This window comes from Polynucleobacter sphagniphilus, assembly GCF_029892205.1.
In the GTDB taxonomy this organism is placed as follows: domain Bacteria; phylum Pseudomonadota; class Gammaproteobacteria; order Burkholderiales; family Burkholderiaceae; genus Polynucleobacter; species Polynucleobacter sphagniphilus.
The window spans coordinates 1-15,473 of record NZ_JARXVX010000010.1 but is presented as its reverse complement, the minus strand read 5'-3'; the positions used below and the strand labels follow the sequence as shown (position 1 = coordinate 15,473).

Below are 15,473 nucleotides of genomic sequence, written 5' to 3'. Positions count from 1 at the left end.
GACTTTATGTAGTTTTATGTAGAATCGGCCAGTTTTCTTTATACTGACCATGTAATAACGGGCGTAGAGAGCCGTTAAACCTTGTTTGGTGCCCATAGTGGGCACCAACTCTAGGGCTTGTGTGGGCGTAAGGTATGCGTACTCCAGTAGCGCCATACAAAACTCTCGATCTTTGTCTCGCCCTGCCGCAGCTTTAGCAAGAAAGAGATCAACCACATCAAGGCAGTACCCCACTCGACCATTGGTATTGTTGTTTTGCACGCGATGGACGCGCGTCATCCAGTCTTTTGGCAATATTGCGGTATCCGGTCCCACGCCTTGAGCGTAGTAGCCATAAGTCTCGTGGAATTGCGAGCCTTCACCAATTGCGCCATCAATCTCATCAGCCAAGTCAGGAGCCTGTCGTGGATAGATGTCCGCCTCCATGGAGACTGTGAAGACTTTTTCTGGATTGGGTACTTGACCAAGCATCGACTGACTGCCGATGATCACAAATTCATATTGGTTTGTGACATCAGCGCTTGCGCGAATGATGTGCTCTAGCTCTTCTCGTGTCATGGTAATTCCTTGAAGTTTTGCTCATTCTGGGCGGCAGTCAAAGAGCTGCCAAATACCACCCCTTTTTTGAGTGCGCTCACATCTTTCAAAATGCGTAGGCGCACTTCATCTGGAAGGATGGTCACCAGTGGTGAAGTTTGTCTGAGTTGCTGAGCATGTCTTGTTCGGCCAAGCGCCTTGCGCCAAGAGCCTGTATTTAAGATGGTTTGCCATTCGCGCCATAGGCCGGCAAAGCGAGAGTCGCCAGTAGCAAGCCAACGCTCTAGGGTGCCTTGAGCTTGTAGTAGCAATGCAGGATCAGTCTTTACTAACTGAACAGCTTGTTCATGCAAAGCAAGGCTTTGTAGATCTTGAAGTCGGTGCCCGGCGCTATCTGGCAAAACGCGTACTTGTACGTTGGGGGCAATGCGTCTGGACCTTGCTCCTGCTGATCCGGCGGGAGCGACTTGCATCGTATCGCCCGCCAAAAGCGCTAACTCTCCGCTAACGCCCAGAACGGACATCACTCTTAGGTAAGCGCCGATTGAAGGAGATGGATCACCTGCTTCAATGGACCGTAGAGTATTACGAGTAAGTTTTGCGCGCGCAGACACTTCGACCGTGCCAAGCCCCTGCGCCTTGCGTAAGCGCTTAATGCGATCACCTAGCTGCAGTAGCAACTGGCGCTCTAGGATGGGGCTAAGTTCAGAAGTAGTCATTTGATCATTATTTTAACCATAAATATATTATTTGGTCAATATATTGATCAAATAACCACAAAATGATTCAAAGAATTGGCTGCCAATTGCTGAGTGGTCTTTCTGGTTTTCATCCAATGCTAACTAAGTGAACTCCGTATCTTCGCATCATGAGCAGGCAACCCCACGGCTTTACGGACAAGCTCAAAAACCCCCTTGCCAAGCCGATCAGGGTGCTTGGGAATTCGCTGCAGGTTGGGGTTTGACTCTCGCCAAGCTATAAAGTCCGAAAAATAGAAGCATTTTTCAAACATGAGTATTGCTATAGCCTCTGAAGGGGTTTTAACTTTCGGAATACGTGCCGCGAGCATATCGCGCAATTGAATCCAGTCCGGGCGATTTCTTAATTGTGCGTAAAGCCTTGTCATCCCCTTTAATTTGCTCGTATTTTCTAGCCCTAATTTTTTAAGATAGGTTACGGCAGTTGCAGTGTCAAGCGTAATAAATTCAGCTATGAACTTGTTATTAGATTCAACTTTATCTTTATTGGCTTGTTGCTCTTCGTGACTAACATTGCCCAGAAAGTCCGGCCAACTAGTCCACTCCGTATATCCGCCGCTTGGGGCTGATGGAGATTTTCTGATGAAGCCCCAGTCGCTACCCGTCTTGGGATGTTTCTCAAATTCTGTTTTTGATTGGAAGCTAAAGGAGCGTACAAATTGCTTTGCAGTCTCCCAAGCCCAAAAATCATCAATTTTTCTGCCGTTAATAAACTCAAACCATGTTATTCCATAGCTTTGCAATATTGAATAAGGCGTATCTGTTGGGAAAAGACCTTTTTGGTGCGCATGTTCATACTGAGATCTTTCGATAATTCCCAGTCGAAGGCAATCCGCCCTGACATCTTCAATAGGCCTCAGCTCTTCTTTGTATGCAATAGACCTTCTTGCATAGAGTTCATCGAGCTTAACTCTAACTTGCTTACGAAGGCCTTTAATTTTGATTAGGTTGTATAGATCTTGCGCCTTCTCCTGAAAATGCGACAGAAATTGAATATTGTTGGTTTGAGCGTAATTTATAAAATCATCTAAAGCCCAATTAATACCAAGGTCATGTTGACTATATTCAATTGGGAAATTTGTGGGATCGCATAACTCAAGGCCAAGGTTGATAAATTCTTGCTGGATATGACTTAAATACCTCTTATAGCCATGTTGACGATAAATTCCAGCCTCAATCGCAATGAATGGTAACCCCTCCGTTTCATAATAGAGCTCCTTTTTTTGGCGATTATTTAGGTAGTCTTTGCTCCAATTCGGTAAGTTTGTTCGACACTTGACCCTGTCTTTGGAGAACATAAATACTTCAATATTTGCCACCTTGGGCAATTGAAAATCACCTCTGTACGGCTTGCTTGTTTCTTGCAGTTTTAGCTTTGGATGGCTGATGTATTCAATTTTTGAGTAATGAAGCCAATTGGCGACAATGAGTTCCGGGCGACTGGCATATTTGCGACCATCAATGCCATAAAGTTGGTTGGACCATTTCCCAGAATCAACCATTAATTTTTCTATTTCAGGCCAAAGACCTAAGTTACGTGCAGCACTTTGAGCGGCGCCATAACTATTGCGAAATTCTCCAGCAGACGTAAATTGTTCGCACAGATTTAGCCAGTCGGGTAATTTATAGGATTCCCAATTCTCTACTCCTCTGCGCCATCCTCGGGCATCGCTTAAGCGCGTTCTGAGGGTTTTTCGTCGCCCAATTTCGTTATACAAAACTGAGTCTAGGTCTTGAAGGTGGCTCAAGTTTGAGGGGTCGTAATTGCAAACTAGTTCAAATAAAAAGTCATCAGTTGCATTGCCATAAAGCTTGTATTTAGGTGTCATAGTTTTCTCAAGTGGTTGGTGATGGGTTGAAGTAAGGAGTTTGGCGAGCCTCATAAAAGGCCTCCCTTTGGGTGATCTGAGGATGGGATTGGGTCGGCTTTAGGGGGCACAGAAAGACCAGAATGTTTGGCAATTTCTAACCAAGGATTAGCGATAAGCGCAGCATCGGCACTTGGATTTACCTGAGTGTCGGGCAGCTGATTTGGCAAATTTGGAGGGGAAAAAGGAGGCAGCTTGGGTTGGTTTATTGCCTGAGGCTCGGGCAATTGTGGCGTTTGTTCAGTTGCCTTAGGTGCTCGACTCTGAGTTTTCGGTAAATGATTCACTCCAATGCTGTTAGGATTAATACCTGAGTGGGCGCTTACTTCATTGGCTAATTGGGGGTCAATAATGGGGTGTGGCTGGTCTTGCATCTGCGCCGCCATGAGTCTTTCAAAGGCGCTTCCGTCCTGACGGGTCAAGTTAGGAATGAATCGGGAGTAGACCCGAAAGAGCATCTCCGTAGTGGTGTGTCCCATCTGGCGAGCAATCCATTCGGGTGCTTCTCCAGAAGCCAACATGAGGGTGGCATAGGTATGGCGAGTTTGATATGGCACTCGCTTTTTGAGGCCCAATAATCTTAAGAGTGGATACCAAACTCGCTTAGAAATGTTGCGATGAGAAATCGGTGTTCCCGCACTGGTTGCAAAAACATACACGCCCTGCCCGGTCACTTTATGTTGAGCCAAAAGTGCATCAAAGACCATTTGGGACATTTGGATGTCACGCTCAGATTCTCCAGTTTTGGGAGTTTCCTCATAGTCATTCACAATCGTCTCTTTGATGGAAATCGTGCGACGTTCAAAATCAACGTACTGCCATTTGAGGCCATCGATCTCACCAGTACGGGTTCCCGTAAAAAAGCGAACGATGTAGTAATTGCGAAAGTCAGCTCGAACTGTGCGAAGAATGTCTTGGACTTCTTGCATTGTGAATGGCTGAACATCTGTCTTGCCCACTCTAAGGGGTTTGATATTGATAAAGGCCGGGGCAAATTCATATCGGTCGGCAGCCTCTGTCAATATCATCCGCAGCGGGGTCATGATGTGGTTGACGCGAGAAGCCGAAAGGCTCTCTTTATTCTTAATTCCGGGTAACTTCGCCAAAGAGGAGCGAAAAGCCAGAATGTCGCCCTTTTTAATTTCGTTTACAGGTCTAGGGCCAAACTGAGGAATCAGGGAGTTATCTAGAACACCGCGGGTAGTCGTTCTATGCGAACGCTTCCACCCTACTTCCATCTCTGAGTACCACTGGTTGGCAAATTCAGAGAAGAGGGGTGTTGACTTTAGAGATAGGGGCGCGAAATCAGAATACATTTCTGAAGTAGTCAAAGCCGGCCTGGTTGGGACCTTATGAGCAGGGGCGGTCATCGCGAGACGCGCCCCTTCCACCTCTGAAATGCGTTTACTCATCGGAAAGAAGTGCTCATGGCGGTAAGAGCCATTGGCTACAGCTGCTTTGATGTTTTCATCTAGCTTGGCCAATAACTTACGATTTGCTTTTGTGTCGGCTAGCTCGGTTTGCTCTCTACAACGCACGCCGAAAACCCGAAAATCGAGAAAGAGGCGCCCAGTTTCTTTTCTGACGCGAATGTTAGACATGGGCAACACCCCCTCTTGCCATTGGGATTTGATTTAAGGTCGAAGAGATCGCCTTAGTCATGTCATCCTCAATAACCTCCCAGATATAGAGAATCTTTCTTCCGCCAAAAGGGCGGAAATAATGACGCCCCTCCAATAAGACGGAATCTTTGAGTTGATCCCGAATCGTGCGGGGGTCATATTTGATGCGAGCTGAAAGCTCTTCGGTGGTGAGATAGGTCTGTGCCATTGTTAACTCCATGTAGTAAAATCAATCAAAGTGGCGAAAAGTAATTCTTAATTAACTTTTGCCATCCTGAATGACATTATGCATGAGTAAATGACATTTAGCAAGCACTTTTTACATTTAATATTAAAAAAAGCTATTTAGAATGATAAAATGCCATTTATCTACCCTTATGGGTGAAAGAAAACTCAAGCTGGTAGATGTCGCTCGTGAAACGGGCTTGCATAGAAATACCATTACCCTTCTTTACGATGAAACTGCTGCAAGGGTCGATTTGGATGCAATTAGCAAGCTGTGTAAATTCTTCGATTGCAAAATTGAAGAGCTATTTGAGTACATTCCGGATGCCCAAAATTAATAGTCATCTGGCTATAGGTTCAAAAATTTAACCATTGGCACAAGAAATGTGTCTATTTGAGGCTAATACTCAAAATCAGCACCGAGCAAAAAATGTGGGCGCAGAGCAGGCACAAAATGGGCACGGTTTGGGCACAAAAGCCCTTTGAGTATTGCCTGATTTATAAAAGAGGAGATATCAAAAGTATTGAAAGCCGAAAAATAGACCCCCAATGCAGTTTTTTGAGTTCTATGTGCCCAAAATCTTGGCGCGCCCGGCAGGAATCGAACCTGCGACCCTTGGCTTCGGAGGCCAATACTCTATCCACTGAGCTACGGGCGCCGGCGATAAATAAGATTACCTCGCTATTGTAAGTGCCTATAGTTAAAGCACTAGTTATAATCTTCGCAAAGTAACCCTATAAACCGTCAAACGATAAAAGTCCTATGAGCAACGAGCACGGAACACTAATTAAGTCCCCTAAACAATTGATCATCATGGTATTTGCCAGCTTTTTTGTACCATTGATCATTATTTTGTTGTTAATGGTTTTTGTTAACAATGGCAAGCGGACCGATTCAAGCCCATCAACTGACCAGCTGATTAAGCCCGTGGCTCAGCTCAATTTTCATGATGCAAGTGCGCCTCGTGAAATGAAGACCGGTGAAGAGGTATATAAAACCGTATGCTCTTCCTGCCATGCTACTGGCGCTGCTGGGGCTCCTAAGTTTGGCGATACAGCCGCTTGGGCGCCACGCATTGCTAAAGGCTACGATGCTTTAATGACTTCCGTTCTCAAGGGTAAAAATGCAATGCCAGCTCGTGGCGGCTCAAGCCCAGATGATGTGAGCGATTACGAATTGGGGCGCGCAGTGGTTTATATGACTACTGCTGCAGGCGGTAAGTTCCCTGAGCCTAAGGCTCCAGCAGCCCCTGCTGCTAAATAGTATTTCAATTCACAATAAGAAGGCTGGCTATATGCCAGCTTTTTTATTGCTCCTCACTAGGAGGCTTTGCATCTAAAGCAACTTGATAGGCCTCTTTTTTAGATATCCCTAAGGTTTGCGAGAGAACCGCGGCAATCTCTTTGCTGCCCAAATACGGACTTAGGGCATTGGCCCAAAGCAGTAAAGAGGCGTGATCTGCAGTCTCTCCATCATTTGCTTTGCGCCCTGCTATTAAAAGTACGAATTCACCTTTGAGGCTTTCTGCATCCTCAAGCCATTTTGGTATGTCCCCAATACTGAGTGCAACTACTTGCTCAAATTTTTTGGTGAGCTCCCTGCCGACTACGATTTGACGATCAGATGGGAGTGCTGTTGCCAGCACAGCCAGCGTATCGCGAATGTGGTGTGGCGATTCAAAGAAAATACTTGTTTTGGTGCTGGCATTGAGTTCGTGAAGCAGCGCATCGCGATCTTTGGCCTTGTTGGGCCAGAAGCCCAAAAACTGAAAGCGCCCTTCAGAGCCCAACAACACCGAGCCTCCAACAGAAATTGCTGAAGAAACCGCACTAGCCCCTGGAATAGGAATGACACGAAAACCGGCTTTTTGAACTTCATTGACTAATCTAGCGCCTGGATCAGAAACGCCTGGCGTGCCGGCATCAGAAATATAGGCCCAACGTTCATTGTTTCTGAGGCTTTGAATAACTGCTTGCGCTCCCTCCACTTCATTGTGTTCGTGAAGTGCCATGCATTTTTTATGGATGCCAAATTGCTGCAATAAGGCGGCGCTATGACGCGTGTCTTCACAGGCAATGCCATCGACTGCATTGAGGACATGAAGGGCGCGTAATGTAATGTCGCCTAAATTTCCAATGGGAGTTGCAACCATATAGAGCGCTCCCGCTGGGAGATCTTGTTGCTTGAGAAAGTCAAAAGTGCTCAGTTCCATATAGTGCGTCTTTGCGTGTTAATTGATCGAATTAATAAGAGCATACGTGGCTTTTTGTAGGCAGACGCATAAGAAGTAAAACCGCCCTACTTTGGCGCATAATATTGTTATGAATAAAGAAACTATTGAACGCTTGCGCATCCGCGCATCCCAACACTTCTTGGATAGCATTGCCGTCAAGCAAGAGGCGGAGAAAACACTACCTGAACTTGTTGCACGTGGCGTAATGGCTATGGCACAGTGTTTGCAATCCGGCGGGAAGGTGATGGCTTGCGGTAATGGTGGATCAGCGGCAGATGCTCAACATTTTGCGGCTGAATTAATTGGGCGATTTGAGCGTGAGCGACAAGAGCTGGCGGCTATTGCTTTGACAACAGACTCATCGATTCTTACTGCTGTAGGAAATGATTACAGCTACGATGAAATTTTTAGCAAACAAGTGCGCGGGCTTGGAAAAGAAGGCGACATCCTATTGGGGATTTCAACATCAGGAAATTCTAAAAATGTAATTAAGGCAATAGAGGCAGCTAAAAAAATGGGCATTAAGGTGATCGCCTTCACTGGAAATGGTGGTGGCAAAATTGCAAGCTTGCTCGATCAGGATGATATTCATCTTTGTGTTCCCTCTAGTCGAACTGCGCGTATTCAAGAAACCCATCTAGTGCTGCTGCATGGTTTATGTGATGGTGTAGATCACCTGATGTTTGACTAATACATTATTGACCCGTTAATAGAAAGCATCCCCATGTTCATCAAGTCGATCACTAAATTTGTTATTGCCTCTTCATGCATCTCGCTGCTATCTGCATGTGCTGTTGTTGCGGTCGGCGGCGTTACAGCGGGTGCTACTATCATGGCAGATCGTCGGACGCCAGCCGTGCAAGCAATTGACAAAGGGATTGAGCTCCAGGCAGAGAACGCATTGGACAAGCGCTTTGGAGACAAAGCAAATATTAATGTCACCTCCTTTAATCAAAAGGTATTGCTGACTGGTGAGGTGCAAGACGATGGCATCAAAAATGAAGCCGGGGATTATGTGAAGAGCATGAAGAATGCTCGTAGTTCATTTAATGAATTAGTGGTTGGGCCGATTAGTAGTTATACCGCTCGTGCGAGCGACTCTTATCTTGAGTCAAAAATTAAAACCCAAATGATTTTTACTGATCAATTGCCATCGAACTCAATGGCAATTGTTGCAGAGGGCGGAAATGTTTATTTAATGGGAATATTGACGCAGAATGAAGCTGCCTTAGCTAAGAAGGTAGCGAGCAATACAAATGGAGTAAAAGAAGTTTTTGCTTACTTTGACATTATTTCCGACGCAGAAAAAAATCGTCTAGAAAAGCAAGGTAAGGCTGACGATACCCAGCCTAGCAGCCCGCCAGTAAACAAATAAAAAGCAATGGGCGCTTGGCCAATCGCAAAAAAAAGCGTCTGCGCGCTAGCTGCCTTTTTATCTATCGCTTCAGCACACGCTAGCAACGATACTGAAATGGCACTTGATATTGCTAAAAAAAATGCATGTTTGGGTTGTCATGCAGTGTCTAAAAAAATAGTGGGGCCAAGCTATCAAGACGTTGCTCTTAGGTATAGAAACAATCCGCAGGCAATTGCTTTTTTGAAAAATAAAATACGCAATGGTGGGGTGGGTTCTTGGGGTGTGGTTCCGATGCCTGCCAATAGTAAATTGAGCGACTCAGACTTAACTTTGCTTACACAGTGGATCTTGCATGGGGCTCCTAGTCTCAATTGAGCTATCGGTAGAGGGATATCCTCTTATCAGTTGGTAAGCCATGAATTGTTATCGCCCCCTTGCTTGGTGGCAGGCGTACCCGCTAAAAACGCATGCTTCTTGGATTGGGCTCTTAATTAGAGTTTTCCATTGCCCCAAAACTAGTGTCGCCAAGCTAAATAGTCAGATCGACGACGAAATATAGGATTTCTGGGGCAACATCACCATGGTTCTTTTAGGCCGCTAGCCCAGATAAATAAGGGGTCTTAGGCTGTTTGCTAGAGGGGGTGAGAAGAAACTGTAGCGATACAGATGGACCGGAAACCCAGGTGCTGTATGGCTTCCAGCCTGTTTCCCCACCTTTCGGAGAGTGACGTACCAAAAATTAGTAGATTTACCCTCAACATATTGAGAAAAAACAATCAAAACTACAAAAAACACCTAAAAAAGAGTGATTTTTTTCTGGCCTAGTGTGAAAAATCCTCTAAAAATGGAAATATTTTGAATTTTTTTTAAAATATTTTCAATTTATATCTCATTGTTTTAAAAGGATTTATTTAAGAATTAAGAAAAATCTTCGCTTTTTTTATGAAATAGACGACGAAAGGTGTTGACGACTGTGAAAAACGGGTATAAAGTCTCATCTCTCTGCTGCAACGTTTTAACGAAATACGAAACGCAAGTCAGCCCTCTTTAAAAATTAGTCAACCGATAATTGTGGGTACTAGGCAAAAGCATCCAGTCCTTCGGGACAGATGTAAATAAATAGTACTCATAGACAGTAAAAAGATTTGGTTTTATTACCAAGTCAATTTCTTGAATGAGTGCGACGATCCGCAAGGATCACAGGAATTGAACTGAAGAGTTTGATCCTGGCTCAGATTGAACGCTGGCGGCATGCCTTACACATGCAAGTCGAACGGCAGCACGGGTGCTTGCACCTGGTGGCGAGTGGCGAACGGGTGAGTAATACATCGGAACGTACCTTATCGTGGGGGATAACGCAGCGAAAGCTGTGCTAATACCGCATACGCCCTGAGGGGGAAAGCGGGGGATCGAAAGACCTCGCGCGATTAGAGCGGCCGATGCCTGATTAGCTTGTTGGTGGGGTAAAAGCCCACCAAGGCGACGATCAGTAGCTGGTCTGAGAGGACGATCAGCCACACTGGGACTGAGACACGGCCCAGACTCCTACGGGAGGCAGCAGTGGGGAATTTTGGACAATGGGGGAAACCCTGATCCAGCAATGCCGCGTGAGTGAAGAAGGCCTTCGGGTTGTAAAGCTCTTTTGTCAGGGAAGAAACACCGGCTCTAACACAGTCCGGGAATGACGGTACCTGAAGAATAAGCACCGGCTAACTACGTGCCAGCAGCCGCGGTAATACGTAGGGTGCGAGCGTTAATCGGAATTACTGGGCGTAAAGCGTGCGCAGGCGGTTATACAAGACAGGCGTGAAATCCCCGGGCTTAACCTGGGAATGGCGCCTGTGACTGTATAGCTAGAGTGTGTCAGAGGGGGGTAGAATTCCACGTGTAGCAGTGAAATGCGTAGATATGTGGAGGAATACCAATGGCGAAGGCAGCCCCCTGGGATAACACTGACGCTCATGCACGAAAGCGTGGGGAGCAAACAGGATTAGATACCCTGGTAGTCCACGCCCTAAACGATGCTGACTAGTTGTTCGGGATTTACATCCTGAGTAACGTAGCTAACGCGTGAAGTCAGCCGCCTGGGGAGTACGGTCGCAAGATTAAAACTCAAAGGAATTGACGGGGACCCGCACAAGCGGTGGATGATGTGGATTAATTCGATGCAACGCGAAAAACCTTACCTACCCTTGACATGTCACTAACGAAGTAGAGATACATTAGGTGCTCGTAAGAGAAAGTGAACACAGGTGCTGCATGGCTGTCGTCAGCTCGTGTCGTGAGATGTTGGGTTAAGTCCCGCAACGAGCGCAACCCTTGTCTTTAGTTGCTACGCAAGAGCACTCTAAAGAGACTGCCGGTGACAAACCGGAGGAAGGTGGGGATGACGTCAAGTCCTCATGGCCCTTATGGGTAGGGCTTCACACGTCATACAATGGTGCATACAGAGGGTTGCCAACCCGCGAGGGGGAGCTAATCTCAGAAAATGCATCGTAGTCCGGATCGTAGTCTGCAACTCGACTACGTGAAGCTGGAATCGCTAGTAATCGCGGATCAGAATGTCGCGGTGAATACGTTCCCGGGTCTTGTACACACCGCCCGTCATACCATGGGAGTGGGTTTTGCCAGAAGCAGTTAGCCTAACCGCAAGGAGGGCGACTGCCACGGCAGGGTTCATGACTGGGGTAAAGTCGTAACAAGGTAGCCGTATCGGAAGGTGCGGCTGGATCACCTCCTTTCTAGAGAAAAGATGCTGGAGCTATAGTGCCCACACTTATCGGTTGACAATAAAAGCCACGGGTCTGTAGCTCAGCTGGTTAGAGCACTGTGTTGATAACGCAGGGGTCGTAGGTTCAAGTCCTACCAGACCCACCATCAGCAGTGATATGGACTAAGTGGACGTTGGGGGATTAGCTCAGCTGGGAGAGCACCTGCTTTGCAAGCAGGGGGTCGTCGGTTCGATCCCGTCATCCTCCACCAACATCTAAATGTCAAAACTAAGCGAACATTTAATCGTTTAGTTTTGCCATTTATGGCTGTTCTTTAAAAATTTGAGTAAGCAAAGTGTCTAATGTTTCTTTGAGAGGACATTAGACAATGTAATAAGGGTAAAGATTGAATCATCAATCAGTAATATCAAACGAGTTTTTACAAAGTTCTTAACAAGTACTTACAGTTTGGATTACGGCAAACATGTCAGAAGTAGAAGTAAAACCTGTAACGGTTACTAGCAATGGTGCTCGTTATAGGATCAAGTGAATAAGTGCACATGATGGATGCCTTGGCGATTACAGGCGACGAAAGACGTTATAACCTGCGATAAGCCCCGGGGAGCTGGTAAATAAGCTTTGATCCGGGGATTTCTGAATGGGGAAACCCACCACTTTTGTGGTATCCATACCTGAATACATAGGGTATGAGAAGCGAACCTTGTGAACTGAAACATCTAAGTAGCAAGAGGAAAAGACATCAACCGAGATTCCCAAAGTAGTGGCGAGCGAAATGGGAAGAGCCTTCTAGTGATAGCTCAGTAATTAACAGAATGGAATGGAAAGTCCAACAATAAAGGGTGATAGTCCCGTATGTGAAAATTATTGGGTGGTACTAGGCTAGAGACAAGTAGGGCGGGACACGTGAAATCCTGTCTGAATATGGGGGGACCATCCTCCAAGGCTAAATACTCGTAATCGACCGATAGTGAACAAGTACCGTGAGGGAAAGGCGAAAAGAACCCCGGGAGGGGAGTGAAATAGATCCTGAAATTGTGTGCATACAAACAGTAGGAGCCTCGTAAGGGGTGACTGCGTACCTTTTGTATAATGGGTCAGCGACTTACATTCAGTAGCAAGCTTAACCGAATAGGGAAGGCGTAGCGAAAGCGAGTCCGAATAGGGCGTTAGTTGCTGGGTGTAGACCCGAAACCAGTTGATCTATCCATGGCCAGGTTGAAGGTGCGGTAACACGTACTGGAGGACCGAACCCACTAACGTTGAAAAGTTAGGGGATGAGCTGTGGATAGGGGTGAAAGGCTAAACAAAACTGGAAATAGCTGGTTCTCTCCGAAAACTATTTAGGTAGTGCCTCGTGTATCACCGTAGGGGGTAGAGCACTGTCATGGTAGTGGGGTCCATTGCGGATTACTGCGCCATAGCAAACTCCGAATACCTACGAGTGCAAGCACGGGAGACAGACATCGGGTGCTAACGTCCGGTGTCAAGAGGGAAACAACCCAGACCGCCAGCTAAGGTCCCTAATATATGCTAAGTGGGAAACGAAGTGGGAAGGCTAAAACAGTCAGGAGGTTGGCTTAGAAGCAGCCATCCTTTAAAGAAAGCGTAATAGCTCACTGATCGAGTCGTCCTGCGCGGAAGATGTAACGGGGCTAAGCATATAACCGAAGCTGCGGATCACAGCAATGTGATGGTAGGAGAGCGTTCTGTAAGCCTGTGAAGGTGTCTTGTAAAGGATGCTGGAGGTATCAGAAGTGCGAATGCTGACATGAGTAGCGATAAAGGGGGTGAAAAGCCCCCTCGCCGTAAGCCCAAGGTTTCCTGTTCAACGTTCATCGGAACAGGGTGAGTCGGCCCCTAAGGCGAGGCAGAGATGCGTAGCTGATGGGAACAAGGTTAATATTCCTTGACCATTGTTAGATGCGATGGGGGGACGGATCGCGGAAAGTTGTCCGGGTGTTGGAAGTCCCGGTTCTTGCGTTGGAGATGGCTATTAGGTAAATCCGGTAGCGTAATTCAAGGGCGTGAGACGAGCGAATTTATTCGCGAAGCAATTGGAAGTGGTTCCAAGAAAAGCCTCTAAGCTTCAGTCTAACAAGACCGTACCGCAAACCGACACAGGTGGGCGAGATGAGTATTCTAAGGCGCTTGAGAGAACTCAGGAGAAGGAACTCGGCAAATTTGCACCGTAACTTCGGGATAAGGTGCGCCCTTGTAGCTTGACCGTGAACAACGGGAGGGCGAAAGGGTTGCAATAAAAAGGTGGCTGCGACTGTTTAATAAAAACACAGCACTCTGCAAACACGAAAGTGGACGTATAGGGTGTGACTCCTGCCCGGTGCTGGAAGATTAAATGATGGGGTGCAAGCTCTTGATTGAAGTCCCAGTAAACGGCGGCCGTAACTATAACGGTCCTAAGGTAGCGAAATTCCTTGTCGGGTAAGTTCCGACCTGCACGAATGGAGTAACGATGGCCACACTGTCTCCTCCTGAGACTCAGCGAAGTTGAAATGTTTGTGATGATGCAATCTACCCGTGGCTAGACGGAAAGACCCCATGAACCTTTACTGTAGCTTTGCATTGAATTTTGAACCGGTCTGTGTAGGATAGGTGGGAGGCGTTGAAAGCGGGATGCTAGTTCCGCTGGAGCCAACCTTGAAATACCACCCTGGTTTGTTTGAGATTCTAACCTTGGCCCATTATCTGGGTCGGGAACAGTGCATGGTAGGCAGTTTGACTGGGGCGGTCTCCTCCCAAAGTGTAACGGAGGAGTACGAAGGTACGCTTGGTACGGTCGGACATCGTACCTAAAGTGCAATGGCAAAAGCGTGCTTAACTGCGAGACCGACAAGTCGAGCAGGTGCGAAAGCAGGTCATAGTGATCCGGTGGTTCTGTATGGAAGGGCCATCGCTCAACGGATAAAAGGTACTCTGGGGATAACAGGCTGATACCGCCCAAGAGTTCATATCGACGGCGGTGTTTGGCACCTCGATGTCGGCTCATCTCATCCTGGGGCTGTAGCCGGTCCCAAGGGTATGGCTGTTCGCCATTTAAAGAGGTACGTGAGCTGGGTTTAAAACGTCGTGAGACAGTTTGGTCCCTATCTGCCATGGGCGTTGGAGATTTGACGGGGGCTGCTCCTAGTACGAGAGGACCGGAGTGGACGTACCGCTGGTGTACCTGTTGTTTCGCCAGAAGCATCGCAGGGTAGCTATGTACGGAAGAGATAACCGCTGAAAGCATCTAAGCGGGAAACTTGCCTGAAGATGAGATCTCCCGTAGGTTAAACCTACATAAAGGGTCGTTGAAGACCACAACGTTGATAGGTCGGGTGTGTAAGCGCAGTAATGCGTTGAGCTAACCGATACTAATTGCCCGTTAGGCTTGATCCTATAACCAGCACTATTGTGTTGGATGTTTGCCAGATTTAATCTGCATCCTTATTACATGCTTACTCAAATCGAGTTGTTGATTTATCAGCAACTCAACCCTCTACGCCCGGTGACCATAGCAAGTTGGAACCACTCCTTCCCATCCCGAACAGGACAGTGAAACGACTTTACGCCGATGATAGTGCGGATTACCCGTGTGAAAGTAGGTAACTGCCGGGCACCAACGTGACGCCCAGACCCAAAAGGTCTGGGCGTTTTTACTTGTGCGAAGCGTATTTAAGGGCTTTAGAGATTGACAGAAACTCCATTTGGAGTCAGAATATTGGGTTGACGGAGGGGTGTCCGAGTGGCTAAAGGAGGCAGACTGTAAATCTGTTGGCTATGCCTACGTAGGTTCGAATCCTACCCCCTCCACCAGATGTGCGGGATTAGTTTAATGGTAAAACAGCAGATTTCCAATCTTCGGTCAAGAGTTCGATTCTCTTATCCCGCTCCAGAATTTGTAGTAAATGATTGGCCCATGTGGCTCAGTGGTAGAGCACTCCCTTGGTAAGGGAGAGGTCGGCAGTTCGATCCTGCCCATGGGCACCAAGGTTGATGTATTTAAAATGTGTAGTTCATTCGTAACTGGATTGGTTTTTAGAGTTAACTAAAGGCAGACAAAAAAATGGCAAAAGAAAAGTTTGAGCGGACAAAACCGCACGTAAACGTTGGCACTATTGGTCACGTTGACCACGGTAAAACCAC

11 protein-coding genes, 6 tRNA genes, 3 rRNA genes and 1 pseudogene are annotated in these 15,473 nt (G+C 46.8%); 14 read left to right on the top strand and 7 right to left on the bottom strand.

Features of this window, described 5'->3' with window-relative positions:
* The 5 genes from M2125_RS10835 to M2125_RS10815 all read right to left on the bottom strand — a co-directional run.
* Window positions 1-558, bottom strand: a 558-nt coding sequence (locus M2125_RS10835; RefSeq protein WP_280742972.1) for a DUF6036 family nucleotidyltransferase, incomplete at its 3' end; no start/stop codon positions are given.
* Window positions 555-1,256 carry a helix-turn-helix transcriptional regulator gene (locus M2125_RS10830; protein ID WP_280742971.1) on the bottom strand — a complete coding sequence of 234 codons (702 nt, stop codon included), beginning with the start codon at window positions 1,254-1,256 and terminating at the stop codon, window positions 555-557. The genes M2125_RS10830 and M2125_RS10835, both read right to left, overlap by 4 nt.
* Window positions 1,257-1,375: 119 nt before the next feature.
* On the bottom strand, window positions 1,376-3,013 hold the full coding sequence (locus M2125_RS10825; RefSeq protein WP_280742970.1) for a hypothetical protein: 1,638 nt from the start codon (window positions 3,011-3,013) through the stop codon (window positions 1,376-1,378).
* 161 nt (window positions 3,014-3,174) lie between these two features.
* On the bottom strand, window positions 3,175-4,764 hold the full coding sequence (locus M2125_RS10820; protein WP_280742969.1) for an Arm DNA-binding domain-containing protein: 1,590 nt from the start codon (window positions 4,762-4,764) through the stop codon (window positions 3,175-3,177).
* Window positions 4,757-4,993 (bottom strand): hypothetical protein, encoded by a 237-nt coding sequence (locus M2125_RS10815; protein ID WP_280742968.1) that lies wholly within the window; start codon window positions 4,991-4,993, stop codon window positions 4,757-4,759. Before M2125_RS10815 ends, M2125_RS10820 begins: the two co-directional genes overlap by 8 nt.
* Before the next feature lie 142 nt (window positions 4,994-5,135).
* Here M2125_RS10815 and M2125_RS10810 point away from each other — a divergent pair, with 142 nt between their 5' ends.
* Window positions 5,136-5,348 (top strand): helix-turn-helix domain-containing protein, encoded by a 213-nt coding sequence (locus M2125_RS10810; RefSeq protein ID WP_280742967.1) that lies wholly within the window; start codon window positions 5,136-5,138, stop codon window positions 5,346-5,348.
* Between the two features lie 245 nt (window positions 5,349-5,593).
* On the opposite strand, the gene M2125_RS10805 is transcribed toward M2125_RS10810, so the two are convergent.
* A tRNA-Arg gene (locus tag M2125_RS10805) sits at window positions 5,594-5,669 on the bottom strand.
* 104 nt (window positions 5,670-5,773) lie between these two features.
* Between M2125_RS10805 and M2125_RS10800 the strand changes: the two genes are divergently transcribed.
* A complete protein-coding gene (locus M2125_RS10800; RefSeq protein ID WP_076024530.1) occupies window positions 5,774-6,274 on the top strand; it encodes a c-type cytochrome in 501 nt (166 codons plus the stop codon).
* Window positions 6,275-6,317: 43 nt separating this feature from the next.
* On the opposite strand, the gene rsmI is transcribed toward M2125_RS10800, so the two are convergent.
* Window positions 6,318-7,223, bottom strand: coding sequence for a 16S rRNA (cytidine(1402)-2'-O)-methyltransferase (gene rsmI, locus M2125_RS10795; protein WP_076024531.1), 906 nt, complete (start codon window positions 7,221-7,223; stop codon window positions 6,318-6,320).
* 109 nt (window positions 7,224-7,332) lie between these two features.
* On the opposite strand from rsmI, the gene M2125_RS10790 reads away from it, so the two are divergent.
* From M2125_RS10790 to M2125_RS10735, 12 genes and pseudogenes are all read left to right on the top strand, one after another.
* Complete coding sequence (locus M2125_RS10790; protein ID WP_076024532.1) at window positions 7,333-7,935, top strand: phosphoheptose isomerase; 603 nt, start codon at window positions 7,333-7,335, stop codon at window positions 7,933-7,935.
* 33 nt (window positions 7,936-7,968) lie between these two features.
* Window positions 7,969-8,619: a BON domain-containing protein gene (locus tag M2125_RS10785; protein WP_076024533.1), complete on the top strand. Its 651-nt coding sequence runs from the start codon at window positions 7,969-7,971 to the stop codon at window positions 8,617-8,619.
* A 6-nt stretch (window positions 8,620-8,625) separates the two neighbouring features.
* Window positions 8,626-8,976, top strand: a complete 351-nt coding sequence (locus M2125_RS10780) for a c-type cytochrome (protein WP_280742966.1) — start codon at window positions 8,626-8,628, stop codon at window positions 8,974-8,976.
* Window positions 8,977-9,809: 833 nt separating this feature from the next.
* A 16S ribosomal RNA gene (locus tag M2125_RS10775) occupies window positions 9,810-11,342 on the top strand.
* A gap of 59 nt (window positions 11,343-11,401) precedes the next feature.
* Window positions 11,402-11,478, top strand: a tRNA-Ile gene (locus tag M2125_RS10770).
* A 29-nt stretch (window positions 11,479-11,507) separates the two neighbouring features.
* Window positions 11,508-11,583: transfer RNA gene (locus M2125_RS10765), tRNA-Ala, on the top strand.
* Window positions 11,584-11,852: 269 nt separating this feature from the next.
* Window positions 11,853-14,726 (top strand): 23S ribosomal RNA (locus tag M2125_RS10760).
* A 105-nt stretch (window positions 14,727-14,831) separates the two neighbouring features.
* A 5S ribosomal RNA gene (gene rrf / locus M2125_RS10755) occupies window positions 14,832-14,945 on the top strand.
* Together the 16S, 23S and 5S rRNA genes with 5 tRNA genes alongside form the textbook arrangement of a ribosomal RNA operon.
* 113 nt (window positions 14,946-15,058) lie before the next feature.
* Window positions 15,059-15,143: transfer RNA gene (locus tag M2125_RS10750), tRNA-Tyr, on the top strand.
* Window positions 15,144-15,148: 5 nt separating this feature from the next.
* Window positions 15,149-15,222, top strand: a tRNA-Gly gene (locus M2125_RS10745).
* A gap of 20 nt (window positions 15,223-15,242) precedes the next feature.
* A tRNA-Thr gene (locus M2125_RS10740) sits at window positions 15,243-15,317 on the top strand.
* A 76-nt stretch (window positions 15,318-15,393) separates the two neighbouring features.
* Window positions 15,394-15,473 (top strand): annotated as a pseudogene (locus M2125_RS10735) (GTP-binding protein); the annotation flags it as partial.